We start from the raw sequence: 16722 nt of genomic DNA, 5'->3' as shown, positions 1-16722 counted from the left end.
CGCGGAGAATGAGATCGGCCGATCGCTACACGGACTTGCCGGACAGAAATCCTTCGGATCCTCAAATCGAACAACCTGACCGAAATGCGCATTTTTTTCCCCAGACGCTTGCAATACCGCCTCACGCCGTTAAAAGCGCGGTCAAGCGTCAAGGCGTTCTCCGAGGACAATCCATGAAGCTCTTTGCGGGCAATTCGAACCGGGTTCTGGCAGAGGCCGTTTCCCGATACCTCAACATCTCTCTTGGAAAAGCCACCGTCCGGCGCTTCGCCGACCAGGAGATTTTCGTCGAGATCCAGGAAAACGTGCGTGGCGAAGACGTTTTCGTGCTCCAGTCCACCTCCTATCCGGCCAACGATCACCTGATGGAACTGCTCATCATGATCGATGCGTTCCGCCGCTCCTCGGCGCGCCGGATCACCGCGGTGCTGCCCTATTTTGGCTATGCCCGTCAGGACCGTCGCACCTCCGGCCGCACGCCGATCTCGGCCAAGCTGGTGGCCAATCTGATCACCCGGGCCGGCGCCGACCGGGTGCTGACCCTCGACCTGCATGCCGGGCAGATCCAGGGTTTTTTCGACATCCCGACCGATAATCTCTTTGCCGTGCCGGTGATGGCGCGCGACGTGAAGGCGCATTACGACCTGAAGAACGTGATGGTGGTCTCGCCGGACGTCGGCGGCGTGGTGCGCGCTCGCTCGCTCGCCAAGCGCATCGATGCGCCGCTCGCCATCGTCGACAAGCGCCGCGACCGGCCGGGCGAATCCGAGGTCATGAACGTGATCGGCGACGTGCGCGGCAAGGATTGCCTGCTGATCGACGACATCGTCGATTCCGGCGGCACGCTGTGCAACGCGGCCGATGCGCTGCTCACCAACGGCGCGACCAGCGTCACCGCCTACATCACCCACGGCGTGCTGTCGGGTGGGGCTGCCGCGCGCATCACCGGCTCCAGGCTGAAGGAGCTGGTGATCACCGACTCGATCCAGCCGAGCTCGGCCGTCGAGGCGGCGGAAAACATCCGCGCCATCACCATCGCCGACCTGATCGGCGAGGCGATCTCGCGCACCGCGACGGAAGAATCCGTTTCCAGCCTGTTCGACTGACGACGGCGGAGACGAAAAAGCCGGCGCGGGGCCGGCTTTTTCTTGCGGCGAACCGTATCAGGCTGCAGAGCGGTTTTCTTCCACGCCGACCCAGCTCGCGAAATCGTCGATGAAGCCGGAAAGGAACGTCTTCGTTTCCGGATCAGTGATGTCGTTGTTCTCGTCGACAAGGCCGGGCCGCATCTGGAAATAGACCTCCGGTCGGCCCATCAGGATGGTGCCGAGGCCGACCATGATCGCCCGCAGATGCATCTGCGCGGCGATGGTGCCGATGGCGCCCGGGCTGGCGCCGACGATCGCGGCATGCTTGCCGACCCACGAATTCTTGCCCCACGGGCGCGAAGCCCAGTCGACCGCGTTCTTGAGGATCGGCGGGATGGAGCGGTTGTACTCGGGCGTGACGAACAGGACGCCGTCGGCCGCCTCCACCTTGTCCTTCAGCGCCTGGGCGGACGCCGGATAGTTCGGGATGTCGTCGTCGTTGTACATGGGCAGCGAGACGAGATCGACGTAATCGAATTTCAGCCTGCCCGCGGCCAGCTTCTCGAGGGCCTGGGCGAATTTGAGATTGATTGACTCCTTGCGGTTGGAGCCGACCAGCACAGCAATCGTCTTCATTTTCATTCCTCTGTCCGGGCCGGGGTCAAATTCCCGGTGGTATCCAATGGTAACCAGACCTATATCTGGTACTTGTGCAGTGCAAACAAGGAGGCACCTTTATGAAACCACGTCATGGGCACATCTCCGAAAGCTGCCGCCCGATCAGCGAGGTCCTGTCGCGCATCGGCGACAAATGGACCTCCCTCATCATCACCCGGCTGTCGCAGCAGCCGATGCGCTTCAACGAACTGAAGCGCAACGTGCATGGCATTTCGCAGAAGGTGCTGACCGCATCGTTGCGCGCGCTGGAGCGCGACGGCTTTGTGGAACGGACGGTCTTTCCCACGACGCCGCCGACGGTCGAATACCGGCTGACGCCCTTCGGCGAGGAACTGGCCGAGCCGCTGACGGCGCTGACACGCTTCGCGCTGACCAATGCGGCACGCATGGACGCCGCGCGCGCCGCCTACGACACCAAGCACGGCGAGCCGATGCCCGATGCGGCCCCAAAATACAAGCCGCAGCAGCTACGGCTCAACTGAGGCGCCCGCCGCTGCCCTTGCGCCCGCGCCGTGCATCGGCTATAGACCCGCGCGTCCGCGTAGACACCCTTGGAGGCACCGCGGACGGAAGCCAATCCGACATCGACCAGTGGTCGGGCGGCGCCACAGGCGTCAAGTCCGGCGAATGGGATATGGACGGCGGCTTTCACGTTTCCGGCTCTGCCCGGAAGCGCTCCAAAACATGAAAGGACAGGCCATGAGCCATCAGACTTACGAGCTGAAGGCCGAGGCGCGCGAACGGGTCGGTAAGGGGTCCGCCCGGGCTATTCGGCGCAACGGCAAGATTCCCGCCGTCATCTACGGCGACAAGGATGCCCCCCTCTCGATCACGCTTCCCTACAAGGAAGTGTTCATGAAGATCCATGCCGGTGGCTTCCTCACCACCATCGCGACGATCGACGTCGACGGCAAGAAGATCCAGGTTCTGCCGAAGGACTACCAGCTCGATCCCGTGCGCGACTTCCTGATGCATGTCGACTTCCTGCGCATCGGCAAGGGCACGGTGGTGACGGTCAACGTGCCGGTTCACTTCACCAACGAGGAAGCAGCCCCCGGCATCAAGCGCGGCGGCGTCCTCAACATCGTGCGCCACGAGGTGGAGTTCACCTGCCCGGCAACCGCCATCCCGGATTTCATCGAGGTGGATCTGACGGGGCTGAACATCGGCGATTCCGTCCACATCTCGGCCGTCAAGCTGCCGGAAGGCGTCCAGCCGACCATCACCGACCGCGACTTCACGATCGCGACCGTCGCAGCTCCGGCCGGCCTCAAGTCGGAAGAGTCCGAAGCGGCGGAAGCTGAGGAAGACGAAGAGAAGGAGGGCGAGGGCGAGGAGTAATCCTCCCCTTCCCCGCGGACACTCATGCTGCTCATTGCAGGGCTCGGCAATCCCGGCCAGCAATATGCGGGACACCGGCACAATGTCGGTTTCATGGCGGCGGATGCCATCTTCCGCCGCCATTCCTTTGCGCCCTGGAGCAAGAAATTCAGCGCGCTCGTTTCCGAGGGACGCCTCGGCGGCGAAAAGGTTCTGCTCATCAAGCCGCAGACCTACATGAACCTTTCCGGCCAGGCGGTCGGCGAGGCGATGCGCTTCTACAAGCTGACGCCGGCCGATCTGATCGTCTTCTACGACGAGCTTGACCTTGCGCCGGGCAGGCTGCGCGTCAAGACCGGCGGCGGTTCCGGCGGCCACAACGGCATCAAGTCGATCGACGCCCATTGCGGCAAGGATTACCGCCGTGTGCGCATCGGCATCGGCCATCCGGGCGACAAGGCGCGCGTCAACGGCCATGTGCTGGGCGATTTCGCCAAGGCCGACCAGGCCTGGCTGGAACCGCTGCTCGACGCGATCGCCGACAATGCCGGCCTGCTGGCCGGCGGCGACGAATCCGGCTTCATGAACCGGGTGAGCCTGGCGGTGAAAGGCACCGGCGCCGGCGAGGCGACGGCCCCTGCCGGCAAGCCCGGCAAGCAGCAGAGCCACATCCGCCAGGCGCGCCAGAAGGGGCCGGCAGCCCCCCTCCCCGAAAGCGGTCCGATGGCCGCAATGCTCAAAAAACTGTTCGGCCAGAAGGACTAGGAAATGGGTTTCAAATGCGGCATCGTCGGTCTGCCCAATGTCGGCAAATCGACGCTCTTCAACGCGCTCACCAAGACGGCCGCCGCCCAGGCCGCCAACTATCCCTTCTGCACCATCGAGCCGAACACCGGCGAGGTGGCGGTGCCCGATCCGCGCCTGCGCAAAATCGCCGGCGTGACCGGCTCGAAGGAGATCATCCCGACCCGCATCTCCTTCGTCGACATCGCCGGCCTGGTGCGCGGCGCCTCGAAGGGCGAAGGTCTCGGCAACCAGTTCCTCGCCAACATCCGCGAGGTGGACGCCATCGTCCACGTGCTGCGCTGCTTCGAGGATGACGACATCACCCATGTCGAAGGGCGCATCGACCCGGTGGCCGACGCCGAGACGGTGGAGACCGAGCTGATGCTCGCCGATCTCGAGAGCCTCGAGCGCCGCACGGCGCAGACGCAGAAGCGCGCCACCGGCAAGGACAAGGAAGCGATGGCCGTGCTGCCGATGATGGAGAAGGCGCTGGCGCTGCTCCAGGACGGCAAACCGGTGCGCCTGATGCTCGACGGCATCGCCGCCGAAGACCTGAAGATCCTGCGCGGATTGAACCTGCTCACCTCCAAGCCGGTGCTCTATGTGTGCAACGTCGCTGAAGTGGATGCGGCTGGCGGCAACGAGCACAGCAAGGCCGTCGAAGCCATGGCCGAGGCGCAAGGGGCGAAATCGGTCGTCATCTCAGCGGCGATCGAAGCCGAGGTTGCACAGCTTCCCGATGCGGAAGCGGCCGAGTATCTGGAGGCGATGGGGCTCGAAGAGCCCGGTCTCGATCGCCTGATCCGCGCCGGCTACGAGCTTCTCGACCTGATCACCTTCTTCACCTCCGGCCCGAAGGAGACGCGCGCATGGACCGTGCAGAAGGGCTCGAAGGCACCGCAGGCCGCCGGGGTCATCCATTCCGACTTCGAGCGCGGCTTCATCCGCGCCCAGACCATCGGCTACAACGACTTCGTGACGCTCGGCGGCGAAGTGGCCGCCCGCGAGGCCGGCAAGGCCCGCGACGAAGGCAAGGAATATGTGGTGACGGACGGCGACGTCATGCTGTTCAAGTTCAACACGTAAAGCTCGGCGCGCGCGGGCTTGACGCCGCGCCCATGGCACCGGAAAGCTTGTGCGATCACAGCCGGAAGGAGCGCTCCATGATCAAGGCCTACATCGTCGACAATGAACGCCTGCGCGCCGTCGATGACATCGCGGCGCATCGGGACGCGATCGTGTGGGCGGATCTGCTGTCGCCGACGGCCGAGGAGATGGAGCGCATCGAGGGGTGGCTCGGCATCGCCGTGCCGACGCGCGAGGAGATGGAGGAGATCGAGATCTCCAGCCGCCTCTACACGGAGAACGGTGCCCATTTCATGACCGCCACCCTGCCCGCCCACGCCGACGGCGACCGGCCGGAGATGTCACCGGTCGCCTTCGTGCTGTCGGCCGGCCGGCTGGTGACGGTGCGCTTCCACGAGCCGCGCGCCTTCCAGACCTTCCCCCAGCGCGCCGAAAAGGCGGCGCTCGGCTGCAGCACGGGCGAAACCGTGCTCGTCACCCTGCTGGAAGTCATCGTCGACCGGCTTGCCGACATACTGGAGCGTGCCGGCAAGGAGATTCTCGACATATCGCGGGCCATCTTCCATCCCGCCGAGACCAAGGCCTCGCAGCGCGACCGCAGCTTCCAGATCATCCTGCGCAAGATCGGCCGCAAGGAGCATCTGGTGTCGAACCTTCAGGACAGCCTCCTGACCCTGCAGCGCCTGTCGAGTTTCCTCGGCGCCATTCCCCTGGGGGGCGGCAAGGACCTTCGCACGCGGATCAAGACCCTGGCGCGCGACGTCGCCTCGCTCTCCGACCACGCGACGGGCCTGTCGCAGAAGATCAACTTTCTGCTCGATGCCACGCTGGGCATGATCAACATCGAGCAAAGCGCCATCATCAAGATATTCTCGGTGGTGGCCGTGGTGTTCCTGCCGCCGACCCTGGTCGCTTCGATCTACGGGATGAACTTCGAGATCATGCCCGAGTTACGCTGGGATTTCGGCTATCCGCTGGCGCTTGTCCTGATGGTTCTGTCGGCCCTCCTGCCCTTCTGGTATTTCAAGCGGCGCGGCTGGCTCTGAAACCTCCTTCCCGTCCTTGCAGAACGCGACGCTTGCCGCCATAAGGTTCAAGCCTGAACAGGATTTGACCATGACAGACAAGAAATGGGCCTTCGAGGATCTGCGGGAGGGCGTCTCCATCCCCCTCGGGCGCAAGACGGTGAGCGCAGCGGAGATCATCGAGTTCGCCAGCCAATTCGACGCCCAGCCGATGCACCTCGACGAGGAAGCCGGCAAGGCGAGCATCCTCGGCGGTCTTGCCGCTTCGGGCTGGCACAGCTGCGCGATCTTCATGCGCATGCTTTACGAGGCACTGCTTTCCGACTCCACCTCGCAGGGCTCTCCCGGCATCACCGAGGCGCGCTGGAAGCGACCTGTGATCGCTGGCGACACGCTGACCGGCGAGACCACCGTGACCGCCAGGCGGCCCCTCCGGTCGCGGCCGGGGATCGGGCTCGTCACCTTCCACCATCTGGTCGTCAATCAGCGCGGGGAGACGGTGATGGAAATGGAGAACCCGATCATGTTCGCCATGCGCGACAAGGGGGACGCCCGATGAGCCTCGACACCTTTCTGCGTCTCGGCGAGACCGTCACGCTCGGCACGCACCGTTTCACCGCCGATGAGATCAAGGCTTTCGCCCGCGCCTATGATCCGCAGCCCTTCCACACCGACGAGGCGGCCGCCACGGCGAGCGTCTTCGGCCGCCTGTGCGCCTCCGGCTGGCACACCTGCTCGATGTGGATGAAATACAATCTGGAGAAAAGGGCCGACGCCACCGGTCCATGGGAGGGCTCCGGCCCGCGGCCGGAATTCGGCCCCTCGCCCGGCTTTTCCAACCTGAAATGGCCGAAGCCGGTCTATCCGGGAGACGCGATCACCTTTACCCGCTGCGCGACCGGCCACCGGCCGCTCGCCTCGCGACCGGGCTGGCGGCTCGTCACGCTCGTGGCGGAAGCGCACGATCAGGACGGCCGCGCCGTCCTGACGATGTCGAATGGCGTTCTCCTGAAGGCCTGAGATCAGAAGCTGAAGGAAAGGCCGAGCCGGGCCTGGTGCCGTTCGGATGCCTCGCGGAAAGAGCCGGAATAGCCCAGAAAAGCGGTCAGACCGGTCTCCGGCACGCGCAGGCCGACCTTCGCTCCGATGCCGAAGAGGTCGCGGCCGAGAGGCGCGGTGCGCGCCTCCATCTCGCGGCCGAGAAGCCTCGTCCCGACCGTAAAGCCATCCGACCCCACAAGCCGGGCATAGGAGATCTCAAGCTCCGGCTCGACCTGCCAGCCGCCGAGGCTGAACCTGTTCGAGACGCGGATGCCGGGGCCGACGCCGGCGGTCGACACGCTGCCCGAACGCAGATCGTAGCCGAGACTCTCCAGACCGCTCTCACTGGCGCTCCCGAAGTGCTGATAGGCACTCGACAAGCGGGCAAACATCGAAACATCCACCCGGCCGAGATCGACCTTGCGGCCCGCTTCCAGATCGGCGAAGGCGCCCCAGACGGCGTTGCGCGACCGCGCCTCGGGGTTCTGCAGGGCAAGCGCCGTGCCGGCAAGTCCGGGGATGGTGCGCCGCGCGTGCTTCTGCCGGAAATGGCTCAGGCCGGCGCTGGCTTTGGCATACCAGCCCTCGCCGTCCCAACGGCCGTAGCCGAAGCCATGAAAGCCACCCGCCGTGGCCTCGTTGGCCGTGCCGCGCTCACGGGTCCTGATGCCGGTGTAGCCCAACCCGATGCCGGCCGTCAGGTCGTCCCGTTCGATCAGATCGACGCCTGCGACGAGCATCCGGCTTCGCCCTCGGGTTCCCGGCAGACCGGGCGAAGCATCGATGCCGGCGGTTTCAAGGCTGCCGGTCATCCAGACCCGCCGGGACGCCGCGGGGCGCACCAGCGCCGCCAGGAAGGGCGCGCCCGCCACCTGCCCCATCGCCATGTGCCGGCTCCAGGCTGCGCCGGCAAAGATGCTGCGGCCCGACGGCGAGATGACATCGACTACATTGCCGAGATCGAGCCGTCCCCAGCCGAAGGTGGCATCGACGCCCGGGGCGCCGAGATCGACCGCCGTCTGGAGGAGCAGCCGGCGCAGATCGCGTGTGTCCGCCTGCGGGAAGATTTGGCGCGCGACGGCCAGCGCGCCGGTGACATGCGGTGCGGAGACGGACGTGCCGGACGCCGTCATATACCCTCCCCCGGCGGCCACCGAGAGGATGCCTTCAGGATCGCCGATATCGCCCTCTCCGCCGGGAGCGGCCAGGCACCACGCGGCCGCGACGCCGCATCTGTTGGAATAGGACGCCAGGAAGCCCGCCCTGTCGAGCGCGACGACGCTGAGCGTCGTCTCTTCCAGTTCCGGATAATAATGCGGCAGGCGCGCCTGCAGCTCGGCATTCTCGCCAGCATCGTTGCCCGCCGCCCAGACCGTGACCACACCCCTGCGCGCGGCCTCCCGGAGGGCGGGCACCGCATCGGGTAGATAGCCTTCGATAAAGGCTTGGCCGGCCCCCGCCGGCACCTCGCTTTCGTCCACACCGACCGAGGCGTTCACGAATTCCACGCCCTGCTCGGCGAGATGAGGGTGCCCATATCTAATCAAGGCGGCGAGGGGAACGCGGCCCGCACCATCGGAAACCGGCACGAGCAAGGCATCATAGGCGATGCCGTGCATGCCCTTTCCGTCTCTGCCCGCTGCCATGACGCCGGCAATGAACGTGCCGTGCCCCTCTTCGTCGCCGCGGACTGGCATTGCTCTGCCAGCGGCGAAACTGGCGTCGATATCGAGAGAATCCGGCGAAACGCGACCGGTGAATTCGGAGTGGCCTATGTCCAGGCCCGAATCGATAAAGCCAACACGGACGCCCTTGCCGCTATAGCCGGCCTCGTGCGCCTTTTGCGCATTGACCGCCGCAAGCCCCCACTGTGCATCGGCTTCGCGCTCTTCCGCAACGGCTATGCCGCAGAACGCCAGGGCGGATGCGCCCGCAAGCGCCCGCCAAAAATATAGTGCGAACAAATGAGTACCCTAAGATCTGAAAATACTAAGTATATGAAAAAATTGATATATATGTGAACCGGCAAAGAGAGCGGCGACCCATTTTCCAGGATGCGCCGCAAGCGTCTATGCTCTCAATCTCCCTCAAAGGCAATAAGCGTGTTGACGTCGACGCCGAGCGCCTCGAGCCGGGCGCGACCGCCGAGATCCGGCAGGTCGATGACGAAGCAGGCGGCGACGATCTCCGCCCCCATCTGCCGCAGCAGCTTCACCGCGCCTTCCGCGGTGCCGCCTGTGGCGATGAGGTCGTCGACCAGGATCACCTTCTCGCCGGGCGTCACCGCATCGCGGTGCATCTCCATCTCGTCGATGCCGTATTCCAGGCTGTAGGCCACGCGCACCGTGTCGTGCGGCAGCTTGCCCTTCTTGCGGATCGGGATGAAGCCGGAGGAGAGCTGGTGCGCCATGGCGCCGCCGAGGATGAAGCCGCGCGCCTCGATACCGGCGATCTTGTCGATCTTCGCCCCGGCATAGGGATGGACGAGCTCGTCGACCGCGCGGCGGAAGGCGCGCGCATTGCCGAGCAGCGTGGTGATGTCGCGAAACAGGATGCCGGGCTTGGGATAGTCCGGAATCGTGCGGATCGCCGTCAGAAGCGTGTCCTGGAGTGTCTGTGAAGCTGCCATATGCCTCGCCCTGCGGCGCCTGCGCCCATTGCTAAAGGCCGACGCCGTGAAGTGGTGGGGCGCATCACGGCTTGTCGCCGATGCGCCTGTCTGCCCGTGTCTTTTGCCGCCTCGCGCAGCAAAAGAAAAGGGCGCCCGCGGCGCCCTTGTCGAATTTCCAGATCCCGAAGCGCCTCAGTGCACGGCCGCCCAGATCTTGCGCTTGGTGAGATAGACGAGCCCGGCGAACAGGATCAGGAAGATCATCACCGTGAAACCGGTGGCCTTGCGCGCCTCCAGATGCGGCTCGGCGGCCCACATCAGGAAGGCGGAGACGTCGCGGGCGTACTGGTCGACCGTCTCCTGCGAACCGTCGTCATAGGTCACCTGCCCGTCGGACAGCGGCGCCGCCATGGCGAGCGAAGCGGAGGAGATGAAATACGGGTTGTAGTACGTGCCTTCCGGAACCTCGTGCTCGCCGGGATCCTCGCCATAGCCGGTCAGCAGGGCGTGGATATAGTCCGGGCCGCCTTCGGCATACTGGGTGAAGACGTCGAAGACGAAGGTGGGGAAGCCGCGTTCCACGGCGCGCGCCTTGGCGATCAGCGAGAAGTCCGGCGGAGCGGCACCGTTGTTGGAGGCCGCCGCCTGCTCCGGATTGGCGAAGGGCGCAGGGAAGTGGTCAGACGGCTTGGCCGGACGCATGAACATGTCGCCGGCATCGTCCGGACCGTCCTGAACCTCGTATTCGGCGGCGATCGTCTGCACCTGCGCCTCGGAATAGCCGAGATCTTCCAGGTTGCGGAACGCCACCAGGTTGAGCGAGTGGCAGGCCGAGCAGACCTCGCGGTAGACCTTGAAGCCGCGCTGCAGCTGGCCCTTGTCGTAGGTGCCGAAGGGGCCGGCGAACGACCAGTCCTGCTGGACCGGCTTCTTGATCGGATACTCGGCGGCATCGGCCGCGGTGACGGCCGCCAGGCCGAGGCCGAGCGCGGCCAACCCGTTGAGGACATTCTTCATTGCGAAAATCCTTTTGCGCATTCTCTCGCTCAGCCCTTTGCCTGTTCGGTGGCCGGCACGGCGGCGGACGATTTCTTCTCCAAAACCGCTTCCGTGATCGAATTGGGAAGACGACGCGGCGTCTCGATCAGGCCGAGCACCGGCATGACGACGAGGAAGAAGAGGAAGTAGTAGAGCGTCGCGGCCTGGGCCATCACCACATAGGTGCCCTCGGCAGGGCGCGAGCCCAGCCAGCCGAGGAAGATCGCGTCGAGGACGAAGAGCCAGAAGAACAGCTTGTACCACGGTCGGTAGACGGCCGAGCGAACCTTCGACGTGTCGAGCCACGGCACGACGAACAGGACCGCGATGGCGCCGAACATGGCGAGCACGCCGCCGAGCTTGGAATCGATCGGTCCGATGTTGAAGGTGATGGCACGCAGGATCGCGTAGAACGGCAGGAAGTACCATTCGGGCACGATGTGGGCCGGCGTCTTCAGCGCGTTGGCCTCGATATAGTTGTCGGGATGGCCAAGGAAGTTCGGGATGTAGAAGACGAAATAGGCGAACACGGCGAGGAACACGATCATGGCGAACGCGTCTTTGACGGTCGCATAGGGCGTGAAGGCCACGGTGTCCGTCTTCTGCTTCACCTCGATGCCGGTCGGGTTGGTCTGGCCCGTCACATGCAGCGCCCAGACGTGCAGGACGACGACGCCGGCGATCATGAAGGGCAGCAGGTAGTGGAGCGAGAAGAAGCGGTTCAGCGTCGGGTTGTCGACCGCGAAGCCGCCGAGCAGGAGCTGCTGGATCCAGTCGCCGACCAGCGGGATGGCGGTGAAGAAGCCGGTGATGACGGTGGCGCCCCAGAAGCTCATCTGGCCCCACGGAAGCACGTAGCCCATGAAGGCCGTGGCCATCATCAGGAGATAGATGATGCAGCCGAGGATCCACAGAAGCTCGCGCGGCGCCTTGTAGGAGCCGTAATAGAGACCGCGGAAGATGTGCACATAGACGGCGACGAAGAACATCGAGGCGCCGTTGGAGTGCAGGTAGCGCAGCAGCCAACCGGAGTTGACGTCGCGCATGATCTTCTCGACCGAGTTGAAGGCGACCTCGGTGTTGGCCGCGTAATGCATGGCCAGAACGACGCCGGTGAGGATCTGCGCCACCAGCATGATGGTGAGGATGCCGCCGAAGGTGTAGGCGTAGTTCAGGTTGCGCGGCACAGGATAGGCCACGAAAGAATCATAGACCAGACGCGGAAGCGGCAGGCGCGCATCCATCCAGCGGCCGAGGCCGGTCTTGGGCGTGTAGGTCGAATGTCCAGCGCTCATTGAAAATCCCCTCTCGCCAGGACTAGCCGATCTCGATGACCGTATCGGACGTGAATGCAAAGGTCGGCACCGCCAGGTTCTCGGGGGCCGGGCCCTTCCGGATGCGGCCGGCCGTGTCGTAGTGCGAGCCGTGGCAGGGGCAGAACCAGCCGCCGAAATCGCCGGCCTGGCCAAGCGGGACGCAGCCCAGATGCGTGCACACGCCCACCATCACCAGCCAGTTCTCCTTGCCCTCGCCGGCCGAGCGGTCGGTATCGGTCGCCGGTGCGTCGGCGGGCAGGTTGGCATTGCGGGCGACCGGATCCTTCAGATCCGCCAGCGGGACGGCCTTGGCCTCCTCGATTTCCTTATCCGTGCGGTTGCGGATGAAGACCGGGCGACCGCGCCACTTCACCGTCAGCGACATGCCGGGCTCGACGCCGGAGACGTCCACCTGGATCGAGGCGAGCGCCCGGGTGGACGCATCCGGCCGCATCTGGTCGATGAACGGCCAGGCAACACCGGCAGCGCCGACCGCCCCCGCAACGCCTGTCGCGACGTAGAGAAAATCACGCCTAGTATGTTCGGTCGAATCGGTAGCGCTCACGGGACTGCGATCCTTTCACCTCAGTTTCGGACGGGGACCAGCTTTATTGCAGTTGGAACCCGGGCAATCCGCTAGGCACAGCAAAACCGCCCGGTCCGACCCCCGGCATTTTTCGATGGTTTCTATGCGCCATGCCTGCACTTGTCCAGACGCGCAAACCGCGACAGGGCAGATTGTCGCGGGGAAAACACATGAATAAAGAAGAGTATAATACTCCTGTTTTTTCAAGCGCTACAGCGGCAACGCTCGGCTGGCACGATCACCGCCGGCCGGCCCGAAACTCCCGTGGACCGGGGATGCGGGAAACCTATCGCGCCCCGAGCCGCGCCAGCACCCTTGCGGGAATGCCAAGATCACGGATCACCGCTTCATGATTCCTGAGGCCGCACAGCTCGCGCTGGATGAAATAGCCGTGCACCGCATCGGCGGCGGCGAAAAGCAGGCGGCGCGCCTCGTCCTCGTCCGCACCGTCGGCGGTCGAGAGGCGTTTCAGCGCCGCCTCGACCCGGCGGCCGGCATGGCCGAGGGAGGACGCCTGCTCGGCGGCGATCTCCTGCTGCAGCACCACGTCGCCGCTGACGGGGTGCGGCACGAGACCGGTGACGGTGTTGGGCAGCCTGAGCATCGCACCTTCATTTTCTGGACCAAGGGCTCCGCCTCGACAGGCGGCAGCGACACCGTCTATCTTGCCGCCTCGGGCAGCCCACATCAACCCACGGAACCGCGGCCATGACCCTTGTCGAGCTTGCAACCTTCACCCTCGTTGCGGCGCTTCTGGTGATGTCGCCGGGACCGAACGGCGTGCTGATCGCAAAGACCGTCCCGACGTCCGGCAAGGCGGCGGGCTTTGCCAACATCGCCGGCTTCTTCGCCGCCTTCTACGTGCACGGGGCGCTGTCGATCCTCGGCATATCGATCATTCTCGTGCAGTCGGCCAACGCCTTCTTCATCGTCAAGATGCTCGGTGCGGCCTATCTCTGCTACATCGGTGCGAAGGCGCTGTGGCAGGCATGGCAGGGTGTGCCGGTGACGCCGTCCGTTGCCCCGGCGAAACGGCGCCGGACGCTGGCCAAGGCGGCGGCGGAAGGCTTCCTCACCAACGCACTGAACCCCAAGGTGTCGATGTTCTACCTGGCGGCCTTCCCGCAGTTCATTCCGGCGAATGCCGAAGCGACGTTGTGGGCTTTCGCGCTGGTGGTGATTCACTCGCTGCTCAACGTCGTCTGGTTCTCCAGCCTCGTGCTGCTGTTCTCCTCGCTGAAGGCGTTCGGCGGTCGCGCCGGCGTGCAGCGCTGGCTGAAGGCGATGACCGGCGCGGTGTTCATCGCCTTCGGCCTGAAGCTTGCGACACTGAGGCCCTGAGACGACGCTTACGGCCACTTCACCTCGGGCGGCAGGCTGGAAAGGATCGCCTCCACATTGCCGCCGGTCTTCAGCCCGAAGATCGTGCCCCGGTCGTAGAGCAGGTTGAACTCCACATAGCGGCCGCGCCGGACGAGCTGCTCCTCGCGGTCGGCCTCCGTCCAGTTGGTGTCAAAGTTCTTGCGCACCAGATGCGGGTAGACGATGGCGAAGGCACGCCCGACATCGCGGGTGAAGTCAAAATCGGCCTGCCAGCCGCCCGCCTCTTCCGGGCTCTTCAGCCAGTCATAGAAGATGCCGCCGATGCCGCGCGGCTCGTTGCGATGGGGCAGGAAGAAATATTCGTCGCACCACGCCTTGTACTTCTCGTAATCGGCGATCGCGGCGTGACGGTCGCAGACGAACTTCATCGACTGGTGGAAGGCCTGCGTGTCCGGGTCCTCCTGTGTCCGCCGCCGGTCGAGCACCGGCGTCAGGTCGGCGCCGCCGCCGAACCATTGCCGGGTCGTCACCACCATGCGGGTGTTCATGTGCACGGCCGGCACGTTGGGATTCTGCGGATGGGCGATCAGCGAGATGCCGGAGGCCCAGAAATGCGGGTCCTCCTCGGCGCCGGGGATCTGCTTGCGGAATTCGGGCGTGAACGCGCCGTGAACCGTCGAGACATGGATGCCGACCTTCTCGAACACGCGGCCATGCATGACCGACATGACGCCGCCGCCGCCGGCCCCCTCCTCGCGCTGCCACGGCGTGCGCTCGAAGCGTCCCGGTGCGCGGCTGGCCAGCGGTCCGGTCAAATCGTCCTCGAGTGCTTCGAATGCCGTGCACAAACGGTCGCGCAACTCCTCGAACCAGGCCTTGGCGGCTGCCTTCTTGTCTTCGATGCCTTCCGGCAGGCCGGCCGGTATGTCGGGTCTTTCCATTGTCGTTCCTTTCGGCCGGCACCCGCCCCGACGGGCCAGGCGACCTCACAAATGACTCGCTATTTTAAAGCGTGTTGCCTAAGCTTCTTATCTGACGGGTCAAGGAGTTCTTTCGTGCGTGTGCCCGCTAAGCCCCCGCTGGAAGGGCTGAAACGCAGTATCGACAAGCATCGCGCCAAGGCAAGCCGCCTTCCGCGCGACGGGTTCTTACGGGAAAGCTTTTCCCTGCCGAGAGCCCAGGCCCGCGCCAAGGCGCGCGAATGGCTCGAACGCTGGCCCAAGCAAGCCTACTGGACCGAGATCGAAAGCTGGTGCGAGCGCCCCGGCGACATGATCGAATTCACCATGCGGCGGCTGCCGAGCGCCGACTGATCGCGCAGACGAGACGACTTCAACACCTATCGAACCTGCCGGATCGCTTCCCCGGCCGCCATCGCCGCGCTCATCGCCAGGTTGAGGCTGCGCGCGCCTTCCTTCATGGGAATGAGAAGCCGCGCGTCGGCCGCGCTGTGCACGGCCTCCGGCGCGCCGGCCGACTCGCGCCCGAACAGAAGGATATCGCTGTCGGCGTAGGAAAAGTCCGTATAAGCGGTGTCGGCCGTGGTGGAGAACAGGAGAAGGCGGCGCCCCTCTCCTCGGCGCCAGGCCTCGAACGCCTCCCAGGAGGCATGGCGGTTGAGCACGGCGCGTTCGATATAGTCCATGCCCGCCCTCTTGAGGTTCCGGTCGGACAGGTCGAAGCCCGCCGGCTCGATCAGATCCACGGTGAGATCGAGGCAGGCGGCAAGGCGCAGGATGGCGCCGGTGTTGCCGGGTATGTCAGGCTGATAAAGGGCGATGCGCATATGGCTTTGTCTTTCGACATGGCTTGGAGCGTCGTGCGCCCATTCGGACGCACAAAGGACGATCAATCTTATTGCTTTGCACATTTATACGGGCATCAGGTGAATCCACCTGACTGCAGAATGCTGAACTGTGTCCACCAGGACACAGTTCCGGATCGGCCGCCCGCAAAGCGGAATACCCGCTGGCAAAGCGCCGCAACTGCAGGTATAAGCCCCCCACTGTCAACTCGAACCGAAGGAGAAAGGCATGATTACAATGTTGCACATGACTTGGCTCCACGCCCGCAGGCACACCGCCTGACGGCGGACTCGGTTCGAACAGCTCACTTTCAAAGCACGAAGAAGCATCGTTTCGAGTTCCGCCGGAAGCCGTTTTCCGTTTCCCAAGGACTGTTACGATGCATAACCGTTTCCCCCAACGGCCGAAAGGTCGACCGCCCAGTTTGCACAACCCGGCTCTCGATCCGGCCCGGCAGACCCTGCACGACCGGAAACTGGCCGCTTGGGCCCTGACCATCGGCGCGCACGTGCCGCTCGCCACGGATGAACCGGGGCGCCGCCCGCACCGCGGCCAGTTGCCCGACATCGACATGACACGCCTCGAGCCGGCTCCCCGCTCTTGGCGCGAGCGCCTGTCCGGGTGGTTTGAATGAAGGCGCCGGGCGCGAAAGCGGCGGCAGACACGGGCCGGTCCACCGGCCCCGCAGCCTGCCGCCCTTTCGGCGCCGGAAAGCGCGATACCGTCGATGGCGCCTTGACACCATTGGCAAACATGCACACTCGCGGCTATAAAGGCCGTTCTGTCAACGAACACCGCTGGAGGCGGCAATGGATTATCGGATGCTTTCCTCCCTCGTCGGTCTGCGCCCGTGGATCGTGGCGCACCGCGAGGCCTGACGGCGGTTTTCGTTCCCTAGCTCTTTTACAATCACCGAAGCAGCGCGAGCGGATCCGCCGGACATTCTTTCCGGAACTCCAAATGGATTCGCATCATGACTGCTCGTTTTCCCAACGGACGTTCGACGTCCGGACAACAAC

At 64.8% G+C, this 16722-nt stretch carries 20 protein-coding genes; 11 read left to right on the top strand and 9 right to left on the bottom strand.

From position 1 onward, the window contains the following. The first annotated feature begins 173 nt into the window (after positions 1 to 173). Positions 174 to 1106 carry a ribose-phosphate pyrophosphokinase gene (locus tag NUU27_RS06180; protein ID WP_257761205.1) on the top strand — a complete coding sequence of 311 codons (933 nt, stop codon included), beginning with the start codon at positions 174 to 176 and terminating at the stop codon, positions 1104 to 1106. Positions 1107 to 1163: 57 nt separating this feature from the next. On the opposite strand, the gene NUU27_RS06175 is transcribed toward NUU27_RS06180, so the two are convergent. Next, on the bottom strand, positions 1164 to 1724 hold the full coding sequence (locus NUU27_RS06175; protein ID WP_257761204.1) for an NADPH-dependent FMN reductase: 561 nt from the start codon (positions 1722 to 1724) through the stop codon (positions 1164 to 1166). A 101-nt stretch (positions 1725 to 1825) separates the two neighbouring features. Between NUU27_RS06175 and NUU27_RS06170 the strand changes: the two genes are divergently transcribed. From NUU27_RS06170 to NUU27_RS06140, 7 genes are all read left to right on the top strand, one after another. Then, on the top strand, positions 1826 to 2248 hold the full coding sequence (locus NUU27_RS06170) for a helix-turn-helix domain-containing protein (protein WP_257761203.1): 423 nt from the start codon (positions 1826 to 1828) through the stop codon (positions 2246 to 2248). A 217-nt stretch (positions 2249 to 2465) separates the two neighbouring features. Next, positions 2466 to 3107: a 50S ribosomal protein L25/general stress protein Ctc gene (locus tag NUU27_RS06165; RefSeq protein ID WP_257761202.1), complete on the top strand. Its 642-nt coding sequence runs from the start codon at positions 2466 to 2468 to the stop codon at positions 3105 to 3107. A gap of 24 nt (positions 3108 to 3131) precedes the next feature. Further along, positions 3132 to 3851, top strand: a complete 720-nt coding sequence (gene pth / locus NUU27_RS06160; RefSeq protein WP_257761201.1) for an aminoacyl-tRNA hydrolase — start codon at positions 3132 to 3134, stop codon at positions 3849 to 3851. A 3-nt stretch (positions 3852 to 3854) separates the two neighbouring features. Then, a complete protein-coding gene (gene ychF, locus NUU27_RS06155; RefSeq protein WP_257761200.1) occupies positions 3855 to 4958 on the top strand; it encodes a redox-regulated ATPase YchF in 1104 nt (367 codons plus the stop codon). Positions 4959 to 5035: 77 nt separating this feature from the next. Beyond that, positions 5036 to 6004, top strand: coding sequence for a magnesium transporter CorA family protein (locus NUU27_RS06150; RefSeq protein WP_257761199.1), 969 nt, complete (start codon positions 5036 to 5038; stop codon positions 6002 to 6004). Positions 6005 to 6074: 70 nt separating this feature from the next. Continuing rightward, positions 6075 to 6542, top strand: a complete 468-nt coding sequence (locus tag NUU27_RS06145) for a MaoC family dehydratase (RefSeq protein ID WP_257761198.1) — start codon at positions 6075 to 6077, stop codon at positions 6540 to 6542. Next, positions 6539 to 7003 (top strand): MaoC family dehydratase, encoded by a 465-nt coding sequence (locus NUU27_RS06140; RefSeq protein WP_257761197.1) that lies wholly within the window; start codon positions 6539 to 6541, stop codon positions 7001 to 7003. Before NUU27_RS06145 ends, NUU27_RS06140 begins: the two co-directional genes overlap by 4 nt. A gap of 2 nt (positions 7004 to 7005) precedes the next feature. On the opposite strand, the gene NUU27_RS06135 is transcribed toward NUU27_RS06140, so the two are convergent. The 6 genes from NUU27_RS06135 to NUU27_RS06110 form a co-directional block, all read right to left on the bottom strand. Continuing rightward, positions 7006 to 8988: a S8 family serine peptidase gene (locus tag NUU27_RS06135; protein WP_257761196.1), complete on the bottom strand. Its 1983-nt coding sequence runs from the start codon at positions 8986 to 8988 to the stop codon at positions 7006 to 7008. Positions 8989 to 9101: 113 nt separating this feature from the next. Further along, on the bottom strand, positions 9102 to 9653 hold the full coding sequence (locus NUU27_RS06130) for an adenine phosphoribosyltransferase (protein WP_257761195.1): 552 nt from the start codon (positions 9651 to 9653) through the stop codon (positions 9102 to 9104). A gap of 174 nt (positions 9654 to 9827) precedes the next feature. After that, positions 9828 to 10652, bottom strand: coding sequence for a cytochrome c1 (locus NUU27_RS06125; protein ID WP_257761194.1), 825 nt, complete (start codon positions 10650 to 10652; stop codon positions 9828 to 9830). A 29-nt stretch (positions 10653 to 10681) separates the two neighbouring features. Continuing rightward, positions 10682 to 11968: a cytochrome b N-terminal domain-containing protein gene (locus NUU27_RS06120; RefSeq protein WP_257761193.1), complete on the bottom strand. Its 1287-nt coding sequence runs from the start codon at positions 11966 to 11968 to the stop codon at positions 10682 to 10684. A 22-nt stretch (positions 11969 to 11990) separates the two neighbouring features. After that, complete coding sequence (gene petA / locus NUU27_RS06115) at positions 11991 to 12554, bottom strand: ubiquinol-cytochrome c reductase iron-sulfur subunit (protein WP_257761192.1); 564 nt, start codon at positions 12552 to 12554, stop codon at positions 11991 to 11993. Between the two features lie 307 nt (positions 12555 to 12861). Continuing rightward, positions 12862 to 13179 carry a DUF6665 family protein gene (locus NUU27_RS06110; protein WP_257761191.1) on the bottom strand — a complete coding sequence of 106 codons (318 nt, stop codon included), beginning with the start codon at positions 13177 to 13179 and terminating at the stop codon, positions 12862 to 12864. 104 nt (positions 13180 to 13283) lie between these two features. Here NUU27_RS06110 and NUU27_RS06105 point away from each other — a divergent pair, with 104 nt between their 5' ends. Then, complete coding sequence (locus tag NUU27_RS06105) at positions 13284 to 13916, top strand: LysE family translocator (RefSeq protein WP_257761190.1); 633 nt, start codon at positions 13284 to 13286, stop codon at positions 13914 to 13916. 8 nt (positions 13917 to 13924) lie between these two features. Here the strand turns inward: NUU27_RS06105 and hemF are convergent, their stop codons facing one another. Beyond that, complete coding sequence (gene hemF, locus NUU27_RS06100; RefSeq protein ID WP_257761189.1) at positions 13925 to 14839, bottom strand: oxygen-dependent coproporphyrinogen oxidase; 915 nt, start codon at positions 14837 to 14839, stop codon at positions 13925 to 13927. Positions 14840 to 14953: 114 nt separating this feature from the next. Here hemF and NUU27_RS06095 point away from each other — a divergent pair, with 114 nt between their 5' ends. After that, the gene (locus NUU27_RS06095) at positions 14954 to 15211 is read left to right on the top strand and encodes a hypothetical protein (protein WP_257761188.1); all 258 of its coding nucleotides are present in this window, start codon (positions 14954 to 14956) and stop codon (positions 15209 to 15211) included. A 26-nt stretch (positions 15212 to 15237) separates the two neighbouring features. Here NUU27_RS06095 and NUU27_RS06090 read toward each other — a convergent pair whose 3' ends face one another. Continuing rightward, complete coding sequence (locus tag NUU27_RS06090) at positions 15238 to 15684, bottom strand: tRNA (cytidine(34)-2'-O)-methyltransferase (protein ID WP_257761187.1); 447 nt, start codon at positions 15682 to 15684, stop codon at positions 15238 to 15240. A 398-nt stretch (positions 15685 to 16082) separates the two neighbouring features. On the opposite strand from NUU27_RS06090, the gene NUU27_RS06085 reads away from it, so the two are divergent. Further along, positions 16083 to 16337 (top strand): hypothetical protein, encoded by a 255-nt coding sequence (locus NUU27_RS06085; protein ID WP_257761186.1) that lies wholly within the window; start codon positions 16083 to 16085, stop codon positions 16335 to 16337. Positions 16338 to 16722 lie beyond the last annotated feature (385 nt).

Origin of the sequence: Nitratireductor sp. ZSWI3, from assembly GCF_024655565.1 — a bacterium.
GTDB lineage: Bacteria > Pseudomonadota > Alphaproteobacteria > Rhizobiales > Rhizobiaceae > Nitratireductor.
The sequence above is the reverse complement of the archived record's forward strand: the minus strand, read 5'-3'. Positions and strand labels throughout refer to the sequence as shown.